Annotated in this window: 18 protein-coding genes and 1 riboswitch; of the genes, 15 read left to right on the top strand and 3 right to left on the bottom strand. The window is 36.5% G+C overall.

Annotated elements, in window-relative coordinates:
* Positions 1-16 precede the first annotated feature (16 nt).
* The 4 genes from AC3WSO_RS11960 to AC3WSO_RS11975 all read left to right on the top strand — a co-directional run bounded on the left by AC3WSO_RS11960 (position 17) and on the right by AC3WSO_RS11975 (position 3302).
* Positions 17-937: a D-alanyl-D-alanine carboxypeptidase family protein gene (locus tag AC3WSO_RS11960; RefSeq protein WP_492531012.1), complete on the top strand. Its 921-nt coding sequence runs from the start codon at positions 17-19 to the stop codon at positions 935-937.
* Between the two features lie 175 nt (positions 938-1112).
* Entirely contained in the window at positions 1113-1586 is a 474-nt protein-coding gene (locus tag AC3WSO_RS11965; RefSeq protein WP_240518308.1) for a hydroxymyristoyl-ACP dehydratase, read from the top strand.
* A gap of 11 nt (positions 1587-1597) precedes the next feature.
* Complete coding sequence (locus AC3WSO_RS11970) at positions 1598-1840, top strand: hypothetical protein (RefSeq protein ID WP_492531014.1); 243 nt, start codon at positions 1598-1600, stop codon at positions 1838-1840.
* Positions 1841-2561: 721 nt separating this feature from the next.
* The gene (locus AC3WSO_RS11975) at positions 2562-3302 is read left to right on the top strand and encodes a polysaccharide deacetylase family protein (protein ID WP_492531015.1); all 741 of its coding nucleotides are present in this window, start codon (positions 2562-2564) and stop codon (positions 3300-3302) included.
* A 31-nt stretch (positions 3303-3333) separates the two neighbouring features.
* Here the strand turns inward: AC3WSO_RS11975 and AC3WSO_RS11980 are convergent, their stop codons facing one another.
* Complete coding sequence (locus AC3WSO_RS11980) at positions 3334-3486, bottom strand: hypothetical protein (RefSeq protein ID WP_492531017.1); 153 nt, start codon at positions 3484-3486, stop codon at positions 3334-3336.
* 322 nt (positions 3487-3808) lie between these two features.
* Here AC3WSO_RS11980 and AC3WSO_RS11985 point away from each other — a divergent pair, with 322 nt between their 5' ends.
* The 4 genes from AC3WSO_RS11985 to AC3WSO_RS12000 all read left to right on the top strand — a co-directional run bounded on the left by AC3WSO_RS11985 (position 3809) and on the right by AC3WSO_RS12000 (position 8477).
* Entirely contained in the window at positions 3809-4570 is a 762-nt protein-coding gene (locus AC3WSO_RS11985) for a GNAT family N-acetyltransferase (RefSeq protein ID WP_492531019.1), read from the top strand.
* A 385-nt stretch (positions 4571-4955) separates the two neighbouring features.
* Positions 4956-6467: a lmo1851 family serine protease gene (locus AC3WSO_RS11990; RefSeq protein WP_492531021.1), complete on the top strand. Its 1512-nt coding sequence runs from the start codon at positions 4956-4958 to the stop codon at positions 6465-6467.
* Between the two features lie 81 nt (positions 6468-6548).
* Positions 6549-7451, top strand: a complete 903-nt coding sequence (locus tag AC3WSO_RS11995; protein WP_492531022.1) for a CobW family GTP-binding protein — start codon at positions 6549-6551, stop codon at positions 7449-7451.
* 348 nt (positions 7452-7799) lie between these two features.
* A complete protein-coding gene (locus tag AC3WSO_RS12000) occupies positions 7800-8477 on the top strand; it encodes a CAP domain-containing protein (protein WP_492531025.1) in 678 nt (225 codons plus the stop codon).
* A gap of 267 nt (positions 8478-8744) precedes the next feature.
* Here AC3WSO_RS12000 and AC3WSO_RS12005 read toward each other — a convergent pair whose 3' ends face one another.
* Positions 8745-10124 carry an MATE family efflux transporter gene (locus AC3WSO_RS12005; RefSeq protein ID WP_492531027.1) on the bottom strand — a complete coding sequence of 460 codons (1380 nt, stop codon included), beginning with the start codon at positions 10122-10124 and terminating at the stop codon, positions 8745-8747.
* A gap of 473 nt (positions 10125-10597) precedes the next feature.
* Here AC3WSO_RS12005 and murG point away from each other — a divergent pair, with 473 nt between their 5' ends.
* Entirely contained in the window at positions 10598-11674 is a 1077-nt protein-coding gene (gene murG / locus AC3WSO_RS12010; RefSeq protein ID WP_492531029.1) for an undecaprenyldiphospho-muramoylpentapeptide beta-N-acetylglucosaminyltransferase, read from the top strand.
* 223 nt (positions 11675-11897) lie between these two features.
* On the opposite strand, the gene AC3WSO_RS12015 is transcribed toward murG, so the two are convergent.
* Entirely contained in the window at positions 11898-12446 is a 549-nt protein-coding gene (locus AC3WSO_RS12015; RefSeq protein WP_492531031.1) for a GNAT family N-acetyltransferase, read from the bottom strand.
* Between the two features lie 542 nt (positions 12447-12988).
* On the opposite strand from AC3WSO_RS12015, the gene AC3WSO_RS12020 reads away from it, so the two are divergent.
* The 6 genes from AC3WSO_RS12020 to AC3WSO_RS12045 all read left to right on the top strand — a co-directional run bounded on the left by AC3WSO_RS12020 (position 12989) and on the right by AC3WSO_RS12045 (position 23415).
* Positions 12989-15004, top strand: a complete 2016-nt coding sequence (locus AC3WSO_RS12020; protein WP_492531032.1) for a diguanylate cyclase domain-containing protein — start codon at positions 12989-12991, stop codon at positions 15002-15004.
* Positions 15005-15261: 257 nt separating this feature from the next.
* The gene (locus AC3WSO_RS12025) at positions 15262-15936 is read left to right on the top strand and encodes a response regulator transcription factor (RefSeq protein WP_492531034.1); all 675 of its coding nucleotides are present in this window, start codon (positions 15262-15264) and stop codon (positions 15934-15936) included.
* Positions 15933-17318 carry a HAMP domain-containing sensor histidine kinase gene (locus tag AC3WSO_RS12030; RefSeq protein WP_492531035.1) on the top strand — a complete coding sequence of 462 codons (1386 nt, stop codon included), beginning with the start codon at positions 15933-15935 and terminating at the stop codon, positions 17316-17318. The genes AC3WSO_RS12025 and AC3WSO_RS12030 overlap by 4 nt, the downstream gene beginning before the upstream one ends.
* Positions 17319-17550: 232 nt before the next feature.
* Entirely contained in the window at positions 17551-20373 is a 2823-nt protein-coding gene (locus AC3WSO_RS12035; protein WP_492531037.1) for a 2-oxoglutarate dehydrogenase E1 component, read from the top strand.
* A 94-nt stretch (positions 20374-20467) separates the two neighbouring features.
* Positions 20468-21703 carry a 2-oxoglutarate dehydrogenase complex dihydrolipoyllysine-residue succinyltransferase gene (gene odhB / locus AC3WSO_RS12040; protein WP_492531039.1) on the top strand — a complete coding sequence of 412 codons (1236 nt, stop codon included), beginning with the start codon at positions 20468-20470 and terminating at the stop codon, positions 21701-21703.
* Positions 21704-22245: 542 nt separating this feature from the next.
* Positions 22246-22431, top strand: a riboswitch (Lysine riboswitch).
* Positions 22432-22548: 117 nt separating this feature from the next.
* Complete coding sequence (locus tag AC3WSO_RS12045; protein ID WP_492531041.1) at positions 22549-23415, top strand: transporter substrate-binding domain-containing protein; 867 nt, start codon at positions 22549-22551, stop codon at positions 23413-23415.
* The last annotated feature ends 72 nt before the right edge of the window (positions 23416-23487 follow it).

Raw genomic sequence — 23487 nt, forward strand, 5'->3', positions numbered from 1 at the left:
AGAAGGAGTTGTTTTTATGTTTAAAAGAAAAAGGTTTTATAGTCTTATATTACTGATGATTATTTTTCTGGGGTACATGTTTGTAAAAGAATTCCAAGATTCAAAGCTAGAAATAGTTGATTATCCTCAACTGGAAATGCCAAAGAAAAGTGATATAAATCTTGATGTGAATTTACATAGCTCAAATGCTATTTTAGTGAACTTAGACACAAATAAGATTTTATTGGACAAAAGTAGTGATGAAATTATTTACCCCGCTTCTTTGACGAAGATTATGACAGTTCTAGTTGCAATTGAAAATATCCCGAATTTACAAGAAAAGATATTGCTTCCTAAAAGTATATTTAAGGATTTGTATGAAGAAAATGCTTCTATGGCAGGCTTTCTTCCTAATGAGGAGGTAACAGCAGAGGATTTACTTTATGGTGCAATGCTACCTTCTGGTGCAGATGCTTCTATTGGGTTAGCCGATTACATTGCTGGGTCGGAGAGAAAATTTGTAAAGCTAATGAACGAAAAAGCTAAACAGCTAGGGATGAAAAACACACATTTTATGAATACAACAGGACTCCATCATCCTGATCATTATACGAGTGTGAAAGATATTTCGATACTTTTACAATATGCTTTAACCAATAACACCTTTCGGGATATCTATACCGCGGAAAGATACGCAATAAAGTCAACAAATCTTCATCCAGAGGGAATGACGGTGACGAGTCGAATGTTTAAAAATTTGAACGCTATTGAAAATACGAGAGGTGAAATAATTGGCGGCAAAACTGGCTACACAGAGCAAGCAGGCTTATGTTTAGCGAGTCTAGCGTCAATTAATAGCGAAGAGTATATTCTAGTAACTGTAGGTGCGGAGGGTGACTCACGAACAGAGCAGTTCAATATTACAGATGCATTAGCTGTCTATCGACAACTAAACTAATTAAGACTGTATAAATGTAAATCAGATTACTATAAAATTTTGTCGAAAATAACATACAACCTTTCCGTCCTTTCATATACTTTAATTATCTGAAAGATTTGGGTGACTATAAACATGTTTTCTATTTTTAATAAGGTCATTAAATCTGGTAAACCAGTATGAGAGGATGAGGGGTTTGAAGCATCCCGGCACAAATGTTTTTGAAAATAAAGAGGAACTATTCATACCTAAAAAAGCATTAGATAAAGATTTTTGTGATCGATTAGTGAAAAAAATCCATAAAAATATTCTAAATGAAAATATAGCAAACGATGTTTATATGTCATATTTCGTGATTTTTGATCAAAAGTATACATTAAAAGAAATTCAATATTTACTAGATGTTTTGAAATTGCAAGCAAATGAAATTATTAGATCAAAGCCGATTTTTATTACATTATGTGGTGTGCTATTATCGTTAATTACAATCATTGCCTCTGCCATTAATACAAAGTTGATGATTGGAATCTCATTTGTTCAAATAGTTGCTCTCGCAGTATTAAGTTTCAATGTAGCTGTATTGTTTATTTCCTATAAAATAGAAAAAGAATATAAAAAGATATATGAAGTCATAAAATTAATCGATTATTATTTAAGCTTTTATAAGTAGGGGTGGGAATTATGCAAAATTTAATTGATCAAAATTTAATTGATCAATTAAATTGTTGGATAAATAAAGTGCCGATAGAGTTCCGGCAAATGTCCGAATTAGAGGTTTCACAACGACCAGCGCCTCAAAAGTGGTCGAAAAAAGAGGTGTTAGGCCATTTATGTGACTCTGCTATCAATAATATGCAAAGGTTCATTAAAATACAATATGAAAAGGAACCCTTTGTACTAACACCATATAATCAAGTTGAATGAGTAAAAATCCAAGGGTATCAAGAGTTATCAATTGATATAATATTGGATTTATGGGTGAGCTTAAACAAAAAAATACTAAATGTTATTAAGAATATCCCCGATGAAGAGCTAGCCCTCCAATGTGATATTGGAAGTAATGAACTCATGACTCTACAGTGGCTTATCCAAGACTACCTAGAACATATGGAACACCATATAAAAAAACAGATTTTCTTTTAGCGGGTTTCCAAACACTCACTGAAATAGAGGAACTCTGTCTAAGAACGCCACGCTCTGTGACAATTTATGTGTGCGAAAGCGAAACGAAAACAACACGGTTTTATCTGTGCGAAAGCGAAGCAACAACAACAACAACAACAACAACAGCAACAACAACAACAACAGCAACAACAACAACACGCTTTCACAGAGACAAAAACACGTTGCTGCCTCTACGTTAGTGCTACGCTTTCGCACAAAAAACATCTACAGTCCTAAGCACAAAGTCGATTAACGGGCGCAATAATACCGTAACCGAGGCGTAATTAATTACAGCGTTAGCTTTTTAACACTTTGCTGCAAATTAGTTGTCGAAAAATGTATTTAACAAACCCTAGAGGCAACCTCTAACTTCAATCAGTTTTTGCTTCAAATATACACCAATAAAAAATTAAAAAAGAGCATTTTTTTTATTATTCCTCAAATAATAAGTCTAAATATTTTTAGTTGAGGAAGTGAAGATTTGAAAAAATTGTGGTTTTTAATACCTGTTTGTCTTTTAACGGTCTCCTTTTTTTATCTAAAAGTTGGCGCAGCAACATATGAAAACAAAGGAAGAAGGTATTATGAAGAAGCAGGACAAATTGTTTGGGAGATCAAAACGGACGAAAAAATTGTTGCTCTAACCTTTGATGATGGGCCACATCGAAAGTACACATCTGAGATTTTAGACTTATTATCAAAATACAATGCGAAAGCAACTTTTTTTATTGTTGGCCAAAATGCACAAAAAAATCCTGAGGTGATATCAAGAATGTATAAGGAAGGCCATGAACTAGCTAACCATACATTTACGCATCCCTTAAGGACGAATGTCCCGAATTTACTTAAGGAGATAAAACAAACAGATGACACTATTCAGAACATCACTGGAACTAAACCTACTTTGTTCCGACCTGTTGAAGGCCAGTATTCAGATGCAATGATTGAAGCGATTGCAAAAGAAGGATATAAAGTGGTGATGTGGTCATGGCATTTAGATACATTAGATTGGAGAAGTCCAGGAACGAATAGAATTGTGAATACTGTGTTAAATGGTGTTAAAGAAGGTAATATCGTTCTTTTTCATGATGGAGGCGGCAATCGCCATCAAACTGTGAAAGCGATGGGAAAAATATTAGCTGAACTTGAAAATCAAGGATATCGATTTGTCACAGTTTCTGAATTACTCGATGAGCAGAGTAAAAAAAGCACAAACAAATAAGTATCCGTAATGATTGAAGCTTTATGTTATTTTAAAATTTTTTTATTTGCTGTAACTCAGAAATTAAATAATCAATTTGTTCTTTCATGTTTGCATTTTGTTTTGCCTGATCATTTGAATTGTCATTTTTGGAATTTTGTAATGCTTCTAAGGCAAGACCTGCTGCAACTGCCCTGTATGCCATCACCTAATGTAGAAATAGATGCTCCGATGTAGGTGAGCTTAGCAGCGAAAATATCCAGTGAATCAGTAGATTGATTTTTAAATGTATTCTTATTCCTATCCAATATTTAAACCCTCCTTAAATAGTTCAAATCATTACTCATTTATCATTTGTATGAAATATCGACAATGATTAGTCCTATGTAAAGCACATAAACATATTAAATTTCTTCCTTTTGTCGAAATCAGGCTAAAATATAAATTAGCCTGATTTTTATGTTCCTATGCGTACTTTCAACACCTTGATAGGGTATAATTACCATAATGATTAGGGGGAATTGGCATTGAGAAAGGTTGAATTGGTGGAATTTAATGCTGAACTTTTAGAGGGAATTGGGAGCTATTGTCTTAGAAGTAAGAAGAGATCAAATGGCTATATAAATAAGAATAAATGGCTGAATAATCGATTTGAAGAAGGCTTGAAATATGTGCAAGTAATCGCCAATAAAAAACAAGTAGGGTTTATTGAATATACAGAAGCAGAAAATACATCTAGAGTGCTTCATGCTGATGGTTATTTAGTTATTCATTGTTTATGGGTAAGTGAAGTTGGAAAAGGATACGGTGCTCGATTAATTAATAAATGTTTAGAAGATGCAAAAAAACTAGGAAAAAAAGGAGTTGTTGTTATTACGAATTCAACAACGTCTTGGGCGCCAAGTAAAGATATTTTTTTGAAAATCGATTTTCAACTTATTGATGCGGCTCCATATGATTTTGAATTACTTGTCTACCCTTTGAGCAGCGAAGCGGAACAACCATATTTTCCGAATGATTGGGAGGAGAGATTAAAAAAATTTAACAATTTGACGATTTTACGTTCATTTCAATGTCCTTATGTCGAAATTGCAACAGAAAATATTATAGCTGGTGCAAGTACATTGAATATACCAGTGGAAATTATTGATCTCAAAGATAGAAAAGCGTTGATGGAACTGGCTCCAACCCCTTATGGTATTTTTTCTGTCATTTATAAGGGCCAGCTTCTGACGTTTCATAGGTTAACAATACATTCGGTGATAAAAAAATTAAGAGAGCTTATGTAATAACAACAGTTCATATGTTATTGAACATGCATAAGTGGACATGTAATTTTTAATATTCTATGAGGATTTTAGTTGACTGCTTCGAGGAAACGAGTAAAATAGAAAAGCAGTACCATTATATACCTACAACTTAGCAGATAACTGGAGTGTCTTTAGAAAGTACTTCTTATGTTTCTTTACTTATACTAAGGCTACAAGTATGACCTACATAGAATATAGAGCTTTTAATGAAGTGATTAGAAATGATGGATTTAAGGAAGATTGTTGTGGGACAAGATTTGTCATGAAATTTTGACAGTCTTTTTCTTTTCGTCTTCTCTATAACCTGTTAAGATGGTAATAGTGTGACAACAAGTTAGTGTATATGAGAGTGGTGACAATCAAGATGGATGAACAGAAAAAAGATAGTATAGAACAGCAGCCAGAACAGCCAGAACAAACATCCCCTGCTGAAATAAAACCAGCAGTACGATTTGTACAAATGAAACCGTTTAAATTTATCATGCTGATGTTCTTTACAATCCTTATTACTGCAGGCTTAACGATCTTTGCGTTAACATTCGGTGAAAAGAAAGTAGTTGAAGTGAAAGTACCGAGTGGGCGTGCAGAATTTACAAAATTATATGAAGCCTACGATTTACTTAAAAACAAGTATTACAAAGATATCGACGATGGTAAAGTGGTCGACGGCGCAATTAACGGCATGTTCGACGCATTAGATGATCCGTATTCTGATTTTATGGTAAAGGACGAAGCAGAACAATTTCAATCTGGACTGTCTTCTAGTTTCCAAGGAATTGGGGCTGAGATTCAAGAACGTAATGGTTTTATTACTGTTGTGTCACCTATTAAAAACTCACCTGCTGAAAAGGCGGGGTTATTACCAAAAGATATTATCTTAACTGTGGATGGAAAAAGCGTGCAAGGATTTACTGCTTCTGAAGCGGTAGCGCGTATTCGCGGCGAAAAGGGAACGCCTGTAAAATTAACCGTGAAACGGGGAACAAATGCTGAGCCTATTAATATGACGATTGTCCGTGACGAAATTCCGGTTGAAACGGTTTACGGTGAAATGCTTGAAGGGGACATTGCCCATATTCAAATTACGTCATTTAGTGAAAATACAGCAAAAGAATTTGAGAAGATTCTTGCAGATTATGAAGGAAAAGCAAAAGGCATCGTATTAGATTTACGTCAAAATCCCGGGGGCTACCTAGATGCTGCGGTAGAGATTTCGAATTTATTCGTTCCTGAAGGTAAAACGATTGTACAAGTGCAACAAAAAGACGAGGAGCCAAAAATTACAACAGCTGTTTCTGGTAAAAAATATAATGTTCCATTGACAGTACTGGTCGATAGCGGCAGTGCTTCTGCTTCTGAAATTTTAGCTGGTGCATTAAAAGAATCTGTTGGTGCTAAAATTGTTGGAGAAACATCGTTTGGTAAAGGTACAGTGCAAAATGTCGCACCATTAAAAGATGGCTCTAACCTTAAATTCACAACAGGAAAATGGTTAACACCAAATGGTAACTGGATTAACGAAAAAGGCATAGCTCCAGATGTAAAAGTGTCATACCCACCTTATGCATCATTACCATACTTAGATCCAGCTATGGAAATGAAAATGGGCGTGCAATCTAACTCTGTAAAAGCGGCACAAGAGATGCTAGAAGTTCTAGGATATAAACCTGGAAAGGCAGACGGTATTTTTGAACAAAATACAGAAAGTGCAGTGAAAAAACTGCAAGCTGCAAATGGTTTTGAAGAAACTGGTGTTTTAACTGGCGATACTACGTTTGCTTTAATGGATGCGTTACGCGCTAAAATAAAAGCAGAGGATCCTCAATTGTTAAAAGCGAAAGAACTACTAACTGGTACACCAGCAAAAACTGAGTAAACTACAAACTAACAAAGTAGCTGTCGCAGTAGGCGTCTCTAATGGCCTCTTGCGACAGCTTTTTTAATAGGAGGAAAAATAGTGAAGGACGTATATTTATTTAGTGGATTTTTAGGTAGTGGAAAAACATCCATGCTAACTGATGTTATTCGTCAACTAAAGGAAAAAAATTTAAAGCCCGCTGTCATTATGAATGAGCTTGGAAAGCTACCATTTGACTCACAGGCTGTAGAAAAGGATATTCCGTTAAAGGAAATGCTAGAGGGCTGTATTTGCTGCTCTGGCGCCGAAAAAACAGAAGCGCAAATTCAATCTCTTCTATTAGATAGTGACTTTGATGTCCTGATCATTGAAACAACTGGTGCAGCACATCCTGTGGAAGCATTAGACGCTGTTTACTCACCGTTATTTGCCGAAAAGCTAAATGTCAAAGGAATAGTCACGGTTGCTGATTCAAAGCTGTGGTTGAACCGAGAAACATTAACCCCGCAAGTGCGCTCTTTATTTATGGAACAAATCCGTCACGCACATTTATTACTGGCCAATAAAACAGATTTACTAACCGAAGCTGAGCAGGCACAAGTTGTTTATGAGCTACAAGGCTTTAATCCACATGCCTTTATTTTGCAAACTACAAATGGACGCGTGCCATTACGTTTATTAGATGATTTAAAGGCAACAGCTCAGGTGGATAAAGAAGATATTGTGAAAGCTCCTATAGCATCGATGCATCTAGGCTCACGATTAGTTGAATTTAAAGACGTTAACTTTACACAAGAACAATTTGAGGATTGGGTACGAACATTGCCTGAAACTGTGTATCGAATGAAAGGATACGTGCCAATTGAAGGTATAAAAAATCCTATGCTGTTTCAATATGCATATGGAATGGTCCAATGGCTTCCAGAGTACGTAAAAATGCCCGCAAAACTCGTGATCATTGGTGAAGATGTAAGTAGATTAAACGTCATTGGTATTGAGTAAACGCTAAAGCTAGTTAAAATAGAAATCCTAAAACTGCCAAATTCTACTTGTCAGACGAAAGCTTAGTTCATTTCGTCTTTCTCAAAGTAGAGATTTTGGTAGTTTTTTTGTGTGAATGCGCATGAATATCTATTTGAATATTGAAAATACTTAATAGTTTTTAAGAAGTGTCAACCCTATTTAAAACGTAAGTATTTCATAGACTGGTGAAACCTGCTAAAAATTAAAGCCAATAACCCTCTATTTAACGCGAATCTATTTCTTGGATGGTGTTGCTAGAAGATGCTGGTAAGAAATTTATTAAAATCGTACTTTACGATTGTTTGCAGAGAAGGAGGAATTGCAAAAATGAAAAAAACACTAACTGCAATTTGTGCAACATTTTTATTAGCAGCTCCAATTCAAATGGCTTCCGCTGCAGAAAATACTACAGAGGGGAACACAACTACAGACTGTAATAAAGTTGTTTATTCTTATAAATGGTCAAATCATAAGTGGGTAGTTAAACAACCACAAACACAAGCACCATCAAAAGAAGTACAAGTACCAGAAAATAATCAACCAACAAATAACAATTCACAAACGACTCAAAAAGATAATACAACAACTACACCATCTCAAACAAAACCAGCAACATCTACTTCAGATGTGAATGCTTTTGAACAAGAGGTTGTAAAACTAACAAATGCAGAACGTACAAAAGCTGGTTTAGCACCATTTAAAACTGATGATAAATTGATGGCAGCTGCTCGTGAAAAATCACAAGATATGCAATCTAAAAACTATTTTTCACATACAAGCCCAACATTTGGTTCACCATTTGATCGTATGAAAGCTTTAGGTATTACGTATAAGAGTGCAGGTGAAAATATTGCACAAGGTCAACGTACACCTCAAGAAGTAGTACAAGCTTGGATGGATTCTCCAGGTCACCGTGCGAATATTTTAAATGCGAAATTTACGCATATTGGTGTTGGCTATGTGAAAACAGGTAACTACTGGACTCAACAATTTATCCAAAAGTAATCGTATAAATTGAATAGCTACATTGAATAATAGGATGTCCACTAAGTTATAAAAAGCTTAGTGGACATTTTTTTATGCAAAAATGCATGGTTCTTTGGCAAAACGAAGGTTGATTTCCGTTCCGGCTGGGCGCAATGGGCCTCGCATAAATGGCCGTGAATTTAAGAAAATTCACAGCCATTTATTAAGAGCTATGTGGAGACAACATAAAAAATAGAGAAATCCGAATTTGAATGATTTCAAATTCGGATTTCTCACTAATTGAAGCTAGTTATGTCCCAGCCTCATTGTTGTTTTAGTCGTATTTGTAAATCTTTTTTGAACAAGTAATAAACGTATTAATAAAGTAATCGCGCCTGTTGTCAGACCTGCTACTAGTCCAATCCAGTAACCAAACGGCCCGAAGTCTGTATGAGTGGCCAGTACATAACCGACAGGCAAGCCGATCACCCAATACGAAATGATGGCCATAATAAAGGTTACTGTAACATCCTTGTACCCTCTTAAAGCTCCTTGTACAGGTGCTTGGATAGCATCAGATAGCTGGAAAATGGCTGCAAATATTAAAAAATGAACGGCGTACTCTAGTACTTTTCCATCAGTTGTATACATATTTGCAACGGGTTCGCGAAGGATAAAAAGAATACAAGCTGAAACAAAGCTAAATAATATCGCGGTCGCTACACACAAATAGCTATAGAGTCTAGCATCGTGCATACGGCCAGCACCAATTTCAAATCCTACTAATATCGTTACACCCATCGAAATGCTGAGCGGTACCATATACAACAAACTAGTGAAATTTAATGCTATTTGATGAGCTGCGATGATTTCTGTACTAAAGCTACTCATCATCATTGTTACAGCAGAAAAAATACTCGTTTCTGCAAATAAGGATATTCCTATTGGCACGCCAATGACTAAAATTTCTTTCCAACGAAGCCATTCTAATTTTGGCCAGTCATTAAATAGGTTGAAACGTTCAAAAGGCTTACGTTTAGCAATAATCCAAACTGTAATCATGAAAACAAGCCAGTATGTAATCGCTGTTGCAACACCGGCGCCTACTCCGCCGAGCTCTGGTGCACCAAATTTGCCGAATATAAAAATATAATTCAACGCAATATTAATAGGTGTTGTAAGTAATGTAATAATCATTGTAACGCGAGTTTGTCCAAGCGCATCGATAAAACAGCGCATGACAAAAAATAAAAACAGTGGTATAAGTCCAGCGCACATCGATTGAATATAAGATTTGGCAATAGAATGTACAGAGGCTTCTAAATCCATTTTGCCAAGAATCCAATCTATACCGACTATTAATAAAATAAAAATAAGTGCTGCAAGAACGATGGCTACATAGATGCCTTGTTGAACAGCTCTTTTAGCTGCAAACTCATTTTTAGCTCCAACAAGCTGTGAGACAATAGGTGTGATCGCAAGGAGAATTCCAGATAGCCCTATGTAAATAGGCATCCAAATAGAGGAGCCGATTGACACTCCAGCTAGATCGGTAGTACCGTACCGACTTGACATTAAAATATCGAAGAAAGAAATAAGATAAATAGCTACTTGCGATACTAAAATAGGTACGATAATTTTTAAGATTAATACATATTTTTCTTTTAACGTAGATGTTTGATTCATAGTGAATAATCTTCCTTTATTATCATAATTAAATTAGTATAGCATACTAAAATAGAATAAAGATGTAAAAATCAATTATGCCCCGGCATATTGCATCAGACTGAGTTCCGTTCTTTCAGTAAATGATTGGACACCAGCTAAAAGAAGTTTAAAGCTTCACCTGTATCTTTTAGTTCGCATATAGTACAATAGAAGACTGTATACAAAAGTAGTATGGTTACAATGGCTTTTAACTTCTTTCAGCGAAAGTCACCACCTATATAGGTGACGAGATGAATCCGAGTTTAAGTTCCTTTTTAGTGCGTGTCCAAGCATCCACTGAAAGAAGTAAAAGCCTCCGGCGGATGTCACGGAATCGGAAAGTAGTTCTTTGTTAACACAAAGCCGATTTCGGACGCATTGTTTATCTGTACGAAAGCGAAGTGACAGTAACAATTATGCCGGCGCATAATTGATGGAATAGGAGAATTAATGTGAATCAACAATCAATCATTTTAACCGGTGGAGGGACAGCTGGTCACGTATCGCTCAATCAAGCGATACTCCCGTCTTTACAAGAACTAGGTTATGATGTCCATTATATTGGCTCAGACCAAGGCATTGAGAAAGAATTAATAGGCGAGGCGTTTCCTAATGTTCCGTTTTACGGTATTTCAAGTGGGAAATTGCGCCGTTATTTCTCAATGAAAAATTTTACTGATCCATTTAAAGTGCTTGCTGGAATGATGCAGGCTTTTCGTATAATTAAAAAAGTGAAACCACAAGTCATTTTTTCTAAGGGCGGATTTGTTTCTGTACCTGTTGTCATGGCTGCGAAATTTGCTGGTGTTCCAGTAGTCATTCATGAATCAGATGTTACACCTGGCTTAGCCAATAAAATTGCACTACCATTTGCATCACACATCTTTACGATTTTTGAGGAAACATTACAGCATCTGCCGAAAGAAAAGGCGACATGCACAGGCTCCATTATTCGCGAAGAGTTATTTATAGGAGATCGAGCAAAAGGGTTATCTCTTTGTGGCTTTACGACATTAAAACCTGTTCTTCTTGTGATGGGCGGCAGTCTAGGATCAGTTGTCTTGAATGATGCACTTCGTCAAAATTTACCAGATCTTGTGAAGCAGTTTCAAATCATTCATTTGTGCGGTAAAGGGAATTACGACGAATCATTTGAATCAATGTCTGGGTACAAACAGTTTGAATATGTGACAACGGAATTACCGGATCTATTACACGCTGCAGACTTTATCGTCTCACGTGCTGGCTCCAATTCGATTTTTGAATTTTTAGCACTGCACAAGCCGATGTTGCTAGTGCCGTTATCTGCACAAAAAAGTCGTGGTGACCAAATATTAAATGCAAACTTATTTAAAAGACAGGGCTATGCAGAAGTGTTACAAGAGGAAGAGTTAACGAAGGAATCGTTTGAAAGATCAGTTCATGTGTTAACAGAGCGCAAAGCGGAAATGGTTTCAACGATGGAAAAAACGCAAAGACCGAAAACTCCTGAAGAAATGGCGAAATTGATTTTACATTATAAAAAGTAGTTTTTCGTTATCACAGCCTTTAACTAAAACGCAATTATAGTAATAAAATGAAACAAAGCTAAAAAATAAGCTATGTGTCTGTCATGAAGACGGAGCACATAGCTTTTTTTTATCCGAGATGAACGGGCAGTAATTAATCTTTACCGAAAGTAAAACTGGGAAAGACAAATAATCAGCGGTGGCTGAAGTAAACCCACGCTGATTATAGTTTCGCTTTATGAAATTACATCGCTTGTTCTTCGCCTTCTGCCACTTGATTGGCAGTTGTAAGGTAGAATAAGTCTTTTGGAATTTTAAATAAATTAAATTGCGCCTCGCCTCTGTTAACTTGTGCTAATAATGTTGGATGACTTTCATTTGCGCTTATAACATAGGGTAGCTTTAAGGCTGCACGCTGTGATTTTATATTTTCAACTCGAATACGGAGAAATACCGTATGGAAATTATAATCAAAAAATAGTTCATTCAAAAAAAGCATTTTTGCTTTTTGGTTATAACCTAAACCTTGATAAGGGAGTCCGATCCACGTTCCTAAAAAGCCTGCACCATCCTCCACATCATGAATGCTAATGGTGCCGATCGGTTGACCCCAATCATCAGTAATTGTCCTTGAAATAGCGAGTCCCTTCGCTTCTTCTTCAATCAGTTGTTTTGTCATAAACCAATATTCATCAGCGGATGTGGCTTTTTGACGGACAAAAGGGAATACAGAAGGGTGTGATAATAGCTCATAAAGCTCTGTACATTCATGTAGGTCTCGATGTTTAAGCATACGAAACGCCTCCTTTACTAGGGTAGTTAAAACAATTCCTTTAAAACATAAAGAAGAAAACTAAAATTCGTACTGGAATTAAAACCCAAAGAACTAGACGTTCAAACTATGATAACCATAATCTCCCGCTGTCTTACTGATTTTTCGACCATACCGAAAAAAGGCTAGTTTTTTTAATATAATATAACAATCACACTGCTTTATGCAATCATTTTCCTCGCTAAAACAAAAAATAAGTTTCTATATCAGAAGATTCTGAAAAATAGGTAATCGGGTAGATAGTTAAAAACTGTTAATGTATAATTTTGTATAGTATTAAGTCTATAATATCAATTTTTGAACAAAATAGTGTTTCTTTAGGATTATATTATTTCTTCAAAAGAGGTAAAATATCAAATATTACCCTAAAAAGGATATAAATTTTCCGATTCGAGAAGGGTAGTTCTTTTAAATTATGTTATAATAGTCGTATTGATTTTTTTGTATGAACAAAAACTATATGAAAATTCTATATTACTATTAACGACTTATGGGGTGACAGCATGAAATATCTTTTAAGCGAAGTCTTATTTAATGAATTATTTATTGGCACAGATTTTGTCTTTTTAATGAAAAAAGTGGGAGACGATTATCAATATATTCGCTTAAATCAAGCAGCTAGAGCTTTCTTTCCACAAGAGGCGATTGGGAAAATGCTTTCTTCCCTTACCCAAAGTCGTAATTTCACTACAATTCAAGAAAATTACAATCGAGCGATTGAAATGCATAGTCAAGTTGATTATGTGGATTATGCCTATTATAAATCAGAGGTTCGTAAATATGAGACATCTGTTCGTCCGCTTAAACATAATAAAGAAGACTATATTTTAGCTATAACTAAAGAGATTCTCTATGATCGTAGCATCGAAGATAAGTTTTTATTTTTGCGCTCTATGTTTGATCATGCCTTCTTTTCTACGGTCATCTTATCAGCTGAAGGGACTATTTTTGAAGTGAATTCCAGCTTTACAGAAGACTTTGAATTAGATACTGAAACGGTTAAACAGCAATTATTCATTGATTTACCAATTGTTCCTAAAGATGAAGTGGAAAATATACAGAACTATTTACAAAAAGCAGCTATGGGCAAAAATATTGGCGAAAAACTCATTAAGCTTCATACACTGGATAAAAAAGAACGCAAGTACTTAGTATCACTATCCCCAGTTATGCAGGGGGATAACTCTTTTGCTATTTTTCTTATCATGCAGGATTTCACACAATTCACCGAACAAAAGGCAGAGTTACGCACAAAATCCCATGGTTTTGAGGTGTTCAAGGCCGCTCTCAATTCTGCAGCTTCCATTGCTGTTCTAGATAGAAATGCAAAAATTATAGAAGTGAATGATTTGTTTTTAAATGCAACAGGCTACATTGCTGAAGAGCTAATAGGCCAATCTTCTTTAGAATTAATCGAGCCTCGTAACGATACTAAAGAGTTAGTACAATTACTTAGGAAGGGGATTGTTTGGAGAGGGGAGCTATGCTATCGTACAAAATTCCATGCTGATTGTTGGGTAGAATCAACTGTAGTTCCATTGAAAAATGAATTTGGAGAGACAGAACAATATTTATCCATTAACTATAATATTACGGACAAGAAAAGAATGTTAACAGAATTGAAAAATATTGAACGCACTTTCCGTCTAATTACAGAAAATACAAATGATTTAATTGTCATTACAAACGAAGATGGCATCATTATTTATGCTTCGCCCTCTTATGAGATGTATTTAGGCTACGAAAATGCAGAATTACAAGGTCAGTTTTACAATAATATTGTAGATGAACAAAGTAAGGAGGATTGGCAAACGTTTCTAAATAATTTTTCGGGTCAAACGGAAACACAATTTGAGCTTCTACTAAAAGCGAAGGACGGAACGCCTGTTTGGACTGAAGGGAACGTAACAGTTGTTCATGATCCAAAGCGTGAAAAAGTTTCACAAATTATGATGGTATCTCGTGAGATTACTCATCGTAAAGAACGAGAAAATGATCTATTATATTTAGCCTATCATGATACATTAACACAATTACCGAATCGCCGTTTTTTAAACAAGGAGTTCCCAAAAATATTGGCAGAAGCAAAAGAACATAATGAGTGTTTAGCTATGCTCTATATCGATGGGGATGACTTTAAGACTGTAAATGATCAGCATGGCCATGACACAGGGGATGATTTTATCCGAAAGTTTGGCCAAGTATTAATTACCGCGGTACGTAATCACGATTTAGTGATTCGAATGGGTGGCGATGAATTCATTGTCGTCTTAACAGGCTTAACTCGGGATGGTAAGACGAGGGATACTCAAATGATGGATATTATTAATCGCATTCGTAATGAACTAAAAAAAGGTTGGACGATTGAAAAACATCATTTTTCTCCAACTGCGTCCATTGGTATCGCTTATTATCCGGATCACTGTCAAACATTAAATGGATTGCTAGAATTAGCAGATCAAGCTTTGTATAAAGCAAAGGAAATCGGAAAAAATAATTACTATATTACTGACATTTAATCAACTATGCCTCGGCATAATTGTAGCTGCCGCTTTGCTTTCGCTACAAATAAACAATGCGTCCGAAATCTGCTTTGTGCTTGTGCAAAAAAACTCCTGTCCGCCTTCGTGACATCGCGAAGGCTTTAAATTCTTTTAGAAATTAAAAAAAGTCTGTATTACAAGTAGTTGCTTGTGGTACAGACTTTTTGTTTGATGGTATGCTATAACCGTATTAAGGAAAACCTTATCGTTAATTTGGAATAGAAGGTGATGAAATGCCTAAAAAAATACTTTTGGTGGAAGATGAGAAGCATATTGCTCGTTTTGTAGAGCTAGAATTAAAGCATGAAGGCTATGATGTAATTGTAGCTTTTGATGGACGTGAAGGACTTTCGCTAGCTGCATCTGAAAATTTTGATGTGTTGTTATTAGATGTGATGCTTCCGGGAATCAATGGAATTGAAATTTGCCGTCGGATACGTTCGCAGTCACAGGTACCTATTATATTGTTAACGGCACGAGATGCTGTGATGGACCGTGTAGCTGGCTTGGATGCTGGTGCAGACGACTACATAGTAAAACCATTCGCTATTGAAGAACTATTAGCTAGAATTCGTACTATTTTACGTCGGGTGACACCGGATGAAAAAATGGGGGGATCATTACATTTTCGAGATATCGAAATGGATATCGCGGCCTATGAAGTTTTTGTACAAGGGGATAAGCTTGATTTAACGAAAACAGAATATGATCTACTAAAATTATTAATAGAACATAAAAACAAAGTTTGTACACGGGAGCTAATTTTAACCTCTGTTTGGGGGTATGATACGGATATAGAGACAAATGTCGTAGATGTATATATTCGGCATTTGCGAACAAAACTACCGGGTGATACGAATGCTTATATTGAAACCGTTCGTGGGGTTGGGTATGTGATGCGTGAATGAAAAAATGGAGAGATTATTTAGTCAATCAGTCATTGCAAAGAAAATGGATGCTAACATCTACTCTTGTTATATTTTTTAGCTATACTATTATATGTATTGTCGTATATATTTCACTTCATACATGGCTATCGAATGACGAGGATAGTAAAATCAAACGGACAAGCGATGATTTGGTGTATTTTTTAGAGTCACAAGGACCCAATCTTACCATTCAAGAAATTCTGCAAAATAAAGGTCTTATAGGTTCTATTTCTGATCGTAATCAGACGATTAGAATATTTAATTCAGATGGTGTTCCGATTTTTGCTATTAATGATACTTCTCAGGCTGCGCCTCTTTCCTCAATGGGGGAAACTATTAAAATGACAATTGATAAAAAAGATGTCTTTGTCATTAATGAACCGATTCAACTTGGTTTCTTTCAAGGATATATTCAAGTGATTCATCCATTATCAAAGTTCAAGTCATTGATGCATTATTTATTGACGACAATGTTAATAGCGGGTATAGGAGCATTATTGATATCTGCATCTATTGGCTATTATCTTGCCAATTATTTGATGAAACCATTACGTTCGTTACGTTCATCGATGAAAACCGTTATGGATAAAGGGTTTAATGAACCGATTCAATTAACTTACACGTCTCATGATGAGATAGGTGATTTATTGAAAATGTACAATGCGATGATGAATGAATTGCAAATATCATTTGCACAGCAGCAGCAATTTGTTGCAGACGCCTCTCATGAGTTACGAACGCCTATTCAGGCAATTGAAGGGCATCTATCCCTTTTGAAAAGATGGGGGAAGGATGATCCGGAAATTTTAGAAGAATCTATTGATACTTCGCTAACGGAAATTGCACGCATGCGAAAAATGATCGAAGAATTACTAGAACTTGCTCGTCGTGAGGAAAAAGATATCGATAGTGAAGCTGATGCAGTTGCTGTTATAGAAGCGGTTATAGAGGAGATAAGACTCCTTCACCCAGAAGCTCGAATAATGCTGTCGAAAGAAGGCGAAATAGGGAGGATATTTATAACAGAAAATGCACTTAGCCAAATTGTTCGCAATATAATAGAAAATGCTATTCGTTATTGTGAAATAGTTCCTGAAATTCAAATTTCAGTTGCTGTTTCGGGGAAGGAAGTATTGATGAGTGTGGAAGATAATGGGATTGGTATAGCGGAAGAAAATATTCCATTTATTTTTGATCGTTTCTATCGGGTCGACGAGGCAAGAAACCGTCAAATCGGAGGAACAGGTTTAGGGCTTAGTATTACAAAAATGTTACTTGAAAAATACAATGGCTCTGTAGAAGTCAAGAGTAGAAAAAATGTTGGAACCGTTTTCTTCATGAAATTCCCGCTAAAATATTGAGAAAAATACACGCTTTATTTCATTATTCTATCCTTTGGGAAAAAAATTGCTTAATTTGCTAAAAAGAGTTGTATTTTTTGTGAAGAGTAGTAAGATTGAGATGGAAAAAACGTTCTTTAATTTATGGGTATGTTGTGTTAAACATCCTTTTAAAGAGCGGGAAAATATTATATAATTAATTGTAATTTAATTAATGGAACTGCCGAAAGGCAAAATTTGGAGGTCATTTTTCATGTCGAACAACGTTACAACTGTAAGTTCTCCATGGTCAGCTTTCTCTGGTCCTAACCTAGGATATGTGATGGAGCAATACGACTTATTCTTACAGTCTCCTGAAGAAGTAGAACCGGAGTTAGTATTATTATTCCAACAATTTGGTGCACCAGTAGTAGTAGAAGGTGAAGTAGCTGTAGCTAGTAATGCAGCAGCTCCTGCTGGCGATTACAAGAAAGTGTTAGCGGCTGTGAAATTAGCAGATGCAATCCGTACAAACGGTCATTTAGCAGCAGATATTTATCCTTTGAAAAACCGTGAACTACAAACAGCTCAAATTGAAGAAAGCGCGTTCAACTTAAGCGCTGCAGATTTAGCTGAAATTCCTGCAGCTGTCTTCTTCAAAGATGTGCCAGCAAACGTGAAAAATGGTAAGGATGCAATCGATTACTTAAAATCTGTTTATACAGATAAAGTAGCATTTGAATATAATCACGTAGTAGCAACAGAAGAACGTGATTGGATTCAAGCACAAATTGAAACAGGTTCATTTAAACAAGCATTAGCTTCTAATGAGAAAAAAGCTTTATTAGACCGTTTAACTCGTGTTGAAAACTTCGAGAAGTTCATTCATAAAACTTTTGTAGGTCAAAAGCGTTTCTCTGGTGAAGGTTTAGATACTCAAATCGTTCTATTCGATGAAATTTTGAAAACAGCTGAAACAAATAGCGTTGAAAATGTACGTATTGGTATGGCCCACCGTGGTCGTTTAAATGTGTTAACACACATTTTAAATAAACCATACGACATGATGTTCTCTGATTTCGCACATGTTTCTAATGAATTATTTATGCCAAAAGATGGTCGCCTTGAAATTACTAAAGGCTGGACTGGTGATGTAAAATACCACATGGGTGCTTCTTACAACCGCGAATCTGGTATGAATGTTAAACTTGCTTACAACCCATCTCACTTAGAAGTAGGAAATCCGGTTGTTTTAGGTACTGCACGTGCTGCACAAGATGACACTTCTAAACCAGGGCAAGCTATTCATAACCGCACAAAAGGATTAGGAATTCTTGTGCATGGTGATGCTGCGTTCCCAGGTCAAGGGATCGTAACAGAAGTATTAAACTTTGCAAAAACTGAAGGGTTCACTACTGGTGGTACAATCCACATCATTGCTAACAACATGATTGGATTTACAACTGAATTACATGATTCTCGTTCATCTGTGTACTCTTCAGACCCTGCAAAAGGTTACGAAGTACCAGTCGTGCATGTAAATGCAGATAGCCCTGAATCTGTAGCTTTAGTTGGTCGTTTCGCAGCTAGCTACCGTCAAAAATTCGGTAAAGATATTATCGTTGACCTTATGGGTTACCGCCGTCATGGTCACAATGAAACGGATGATCCAACTGTAACAAACCCTGAAACGTATAAATTAGTTTCTAAACATGAACCAATTCGTGCTTTATATGGTGCTCAATTAGTAGCTGAGGGTGTAGTTTCTGCTGAAGAAGTAGCTGCATTAGATAAAGCTATTTATGCAGAAATGCAAGCAGCTTATGATCATGTAAAAGAAATGGCAGATAAAGATGAACATAAACATTTAGAAATGCCAGAAGAATTAAAAGTAGAATTCCCACAAATTGATACAGCAGTTGGTGTGGAACGTCTAGGAAAAATTAATGAAGAGCTTTTAGTGTTTGAAGAAAACTTTGAACCACAGAAAAAACTTGGCAAAATTTTAGAAAAACGCCGTGATGCATTTGCTTCTGCAAAAATCGACTGGGGTCATGCAGAAACTTTAGCATATGCAACAATTATTCAAGATGGGACACCAGTACGTTTTACAGGTCAAGATGCACAACGTGGTACGTTCTCTCAACGTCACTTAGTGTTACATGACAAAAACAATGGTAATTTATTTACGCCACTTCACCATATTTCAGGTGCAAATGCATCATTTACAGTACACAACTCTCCACTTACAGAAGCTGGGGTAGTGGGCTTTGAATATGGTTACAATTTAGAAAACGGCCATGTATTATCAGTATGGGAAGCTCAATTTGGTGACTTTGCTAACATGGCACAAGTTATGTTCGATAACTTTATTTCAGGTGCACGTGCTAAATGGGGTCAAAAATCTGGTTTAGTAATCCTTTTACCACATGGTTATGAAGGTCAAGGTCCAGAACACTCTTCAAGCCGTATGGAACGTTACTTACAAATGTCAGCTGAAAATAACTGGTTCGTAGCAAACTGTTCAAACGCAGGTAACTACTACCACTTATTACGTCGTCAAGCAGCATTATTAGGTACAGAAGGCGTTCGTCCACTTGTGGTTGTTTCACCTAAGTACTTACTTCGTCACCCATTAGCTGCAGCAAATGCTGATCAATTAGCAAATGGTTCATTCCAAGAAGTAATTGAACAACCAGGCCTAGGTTCAAAACCTGAAGCTGTAGAGCGCATTGTTTTAGGTTCAGGTAAAGTCATGATCGATATCGCAGACCGTATTAAAGACGGTGAAGGCTTCGATCACCTACACATTGCTCGTGTAGAACAACTTTACCCATTCCCAAAAGAGCAAGTTGCTGGTATTATTGCTAAGTATCCTAATGTAAAAGAAATCGTTTGGGTACAAGAAGAGCCTAAAAACCAAGGTTCTTGGAATTATGCATTAGAAACATTACACGACCTTTCAGAAGGTAAAAAGCTACGTTATGTAGGCCGTCCTGCAATGAGCTCAACTTCTGAAGGTGATGCAGATTCTCATAAAGCAGCTCAAGCCGCACTTGTAGAAGAAGCAGTTGCTGAGCCTGTAAAGGTTAAATAATCACATATTAAATATTTTTGAGAGCCGGGCTACTTGCTTAGGCAGTAGCCCATTGATGTGCACCAATGCACGTTAATTAAAGGAGGAAATGAAAGTGGCTGAAATTAAAGTCCCTGAATTAGCAGAATCGATTACAGAAGGTAGTATCGCACAGTGGGTAAAAAAAGTGGGCGATCGCGTTGAAAAGGGTGAATTCATCGTTGAACTTGAAACAGATAAAGTAAACGCTGAAATCATTTCTGAAGAAGCAGGAGTTTTAACTCAAATTTTAGCTGAAGAAGGAGATACTGTACTTGTAGGTCAAGTAATCGCAGTTGTAGAAGCTGGCGAAGGTGCAGCACCTGCTCCAGCAGCTCCAGTTGAAGCAGCTCCAGCTCCAGCAGCACCACAAGCAGCACCTGCTCCAGTTGCAGCAGCTCCAGTTGTAGTAGAAACTTCTGGTGAGCGTGTAATCGCGTCTCCAGCAGCACGTAAACTTGCTCGTGAAAAAGGTATTGACCTTGCTGCTGTATCTCCAGTAGATCCGCAAGGCCGTGTACGTGTACAAGACGTTGCAGCTCATGGTACAGCTCCAGTAGCAGCGCCACAAGCAGCTCCAGCAGCACCTAAAGCAGTAGCAGCTGTTGATGATTCACGTGTGACAATTGAAAAAATGAGCCGTCGTCGCCAAACAATTGCAAAACGCTTACTTGAAGTAAAACAATCTACAGCAATGTTAACAACATTCAACGAAGTAGATATGACAAACGTTATGGCTTTACGTTCTCGTAAAAAAGACCAATTCTTCGAGTCAACTGGCTCTAAACTTGGTTTCATGTCATTCTTCACAAAAGCTGTAGTTGCAGCACTTAAAAAATACCCATATGTGAATGCACAAATCGTTGGTGATGAAATTCACTTAAACAACTTCTTCGATATCGGTGTAGCCGTATCAACAGAAGAAGGCTTAGTAGTACCAGTTGTACGTGACGCTGACCGCAAAAACTTTGCAGAAATTGAAGATTCAATTGCAGACTTAGCGAAAAAAGCACGCGACAAAAAATTAGGTTTAGCTGATCTTCAAGGTGGCTCATTCACAATTACAAATGGTGGGGTATTCGGTTCATTAATGTCTACACCTATCATGAATGGTACACAAGCTGGTATCCTTGGTATGCATACTATCAAAAAACGTCCAGTTGAAGTGAATGGTGAAGTAGAAATTCGCCCAATGATGTACTTAGCACTTTCTTATGACCACCGTATTATCGATGGTAAAGATTCTGTAGGCTTCCTTAAAACTGTTAAAGAACTACTTGAAAACCCAGAAGATTTATTATTAAATTCTTAATTCCTGAGTTTCTAAAACCTTGCGAACATTGTTTCGCAAGGTTTTTTTCTTTTGTGGATTATTTGAGGAAGTGAAGGTTAAAGTAATCAGAGTGACGGAAAGAAGGGCTGAAACGACGGATAAAAAGGGTGAAGTGACGGAAAGGAAGTCAAGCGACGGATAAAGCAGCTGAAACGACGGATAAAAGAGCCGAAGTGGTGGAAAGGAAGTCAAGCAACGGATAGAAGGTCCGAAATGATGGAAAGAAGAGCCCAAACGACGTATAAAAAAGCCAAACCGACGGATCGCTTACCCCAACTTTTGCGAAAGCTTCCCTATAATAATGTATATAGTACAAAACTATTATTTGTACAGAACTACAATTTCTCTAAAATATTAAAAAAGAAGTTATGTATTAATTATTTGCGGATTTTCTTTAAAAAGGATAAAAAACCCTAATATTGTAATTAGTCAGAAAAGTAATGAAATTATCTTGACGAATAAGTTAGTTTTATAGTAGTATCTTAATAATCAATTAAATATTCAAACCTCACGTTTTTTCATTGTGAGGTAGAGGCGCGGTATTTATTAGTTCATTGTTGAGTACAAGCAAGCGAAGACGCAATGAAGAAGGAACTATCGCCGAAGTGTAAAAGGAGCTCGTACTTTTATGCTGGGCCTGCAGTGAATAAGTGCAGGACTGTCCTAGTAGATTTTTTCCAGGTTTACTAGGTTGTGCTATCTCGGAATGATGGAATTATAGTGAGGATTTGGGCAACTGTTGAAAAAGTAAGACCTAAGTTCAGAGCTTAGGCTTTTTTAGTACAGTTGTCTTATTTTTTTTACAGAAAAAGGGGGAGTTTTACATGAAAAGAAATTGGTTAGTAGTAATGTTGACCGTAGTGACTGCAATTTTGTTAGCTGCATGTGGTACTAGTGACAAGAAGGAGCCGTCGTCATCTAGTAATGAGGGGGGCAATACGAATAACGAGGAAGCTGGTGGCGAATTCCGTATCGGGATGGAAGCTAGTTATGCTCCGTTTAACTGGACGCAGCAAGGTGATGCAAATGGCGCAGTAAAAATTGCTGATAATGCAGAATATGCAGGCGGTTATGATGTACAAATGGCGAAAAAAATAGCTGAAGGCTTAGGAAAAGAATTGGTTATCGTAAAATTGGAATGGGATGGATTAGTACCAGCTCTACAATCAAATAAAATCGATGCTATCATTGCAGGTATGTCACCTACTGAAGAACGTAAACAAACGATCGACTTCACAGAAAACTACTATACGTCTGATTTTGTAATGGTAATTAAAAAAGGTAGTAAATATGAAAAAGTAACATCTATCCAAGATTTCTCTGGTGCTAAAATCACCTCACAGTTAAATACATCTAACTACACTGTTATTGATCAAATCAAAGATGTAAAAAAACAGACAGCTATGGATAGCTTCCCAGCAATGCGAGTAGCATTAGAAGCTGGAAAAATTGATGGTTATGTAGCAGAACGTCCAGAAGGTATTTCCGCTGCTGCTGCAAACGATAAATTAGCATATGTAAAATTTGAAGAGGGCTTCGATACAGACATTTCAAATACATCGATCGCAGTTGGTTTACGTAAAGGTGATGCAAACCTTGAGAAGATAAATGAAATCTTAAAAGGTATTTCTGAAGATGATCGTCAAAAAATTATGGAAGAAGCCATTCACCAACAACCAGCAGCACAATAATATGATTGCGCGGGCTAGCTACTAGTCCGTGCAATATCAATATAATAGAAACTTTCTAAATAATAATAATGT

The sequence above is a fragment of the Lysinibacillus sp. EB106-09-02-XG168 genome (assembly GCF_058791475.1).

Coding starts and splice junctions, on each gene's coding strand:
- AC3WSO_RS12015 (WP_492531031.1), bottom strand. CDS start 12,446: ATGCTTAAACATCGAGACCTACATGAATGTACAGAGCTTTATGAGCTA.
- AC3WSO_RS11990 (WP_492531021.1), top strand. CDS start 4,956: ATGGATGAACAGAAAAAAGATAGTATAGAACAGCAGCCAGAACAGCCA.
- AC3WSO_RS12045 (WP_492531041.1), top strand. CDS start 22,549: ATGAAAAGAAATTGGTTAGTAGTAATGTTGACCGTAGTGACTGCAATT.
- AC3WSO_RS12030 (WP_492531035.1), top strand. CDS start 15,933: ATGAAAAAATGGAGAGATTATTTAGTCAATCAGTCATTGCAAAGAAAA.
- AC3WSO_RS12020 (WP_492531032.1), top strand. CDS start 12,989: ATGAAATATCTTTTAAGCGAAGTCTTATTTAATGAATTATTTATTGGC.
- AC3WSO_RS11980 (WP_492531017.1), bottom strand. CDS start 3,486: ATGGCATACAGGGCAGTTGCAGCAGGTCTTGCCTTAGAAGCATTACAA.
- AC3WSO_RS12000 (WP_492531025.1), top strand. CDS start 7,800: ATGAAAAAAACACTAACTGCAATTTGTGCAACATTTTTATTAGCAGCT.
- AC3WSO_RS12005 (WP_492531027.1), bottom strand. CDS start 10,124: ATGAATCAAACATCTACGTTAAAAGAAAAATATGTATTAATCTTAAAA.
- AC3WSO_RS11960 (WP_492531012.1), top strand. CDS start 17: ATGTTTAAAAGAAAAAGGTTTTATAGTCTTATATTACTGATGATTATT.
- AC3WSO_RS12035 (WP_492531037.1), top strand. CDS start 17,551: ATGTCGAACAACGTTACAACTGTAAGTTCTCCATGGTCAGCTTTCTCT.
- AC3WSO_RS12025 (WP_492531034.1), top strand. CDS start 15,262: ATGCCTAAAAAAATACTTTTGGTGGAAGATGAGAAGCATATTGCTCGT.
- AC3WSO_RS11970 (WP_492531014.1), top strand. CDS start 1,598: ATGCAAAATTTAATTGATCAAAATTTAATTGATCAATTAAATTGTTGG.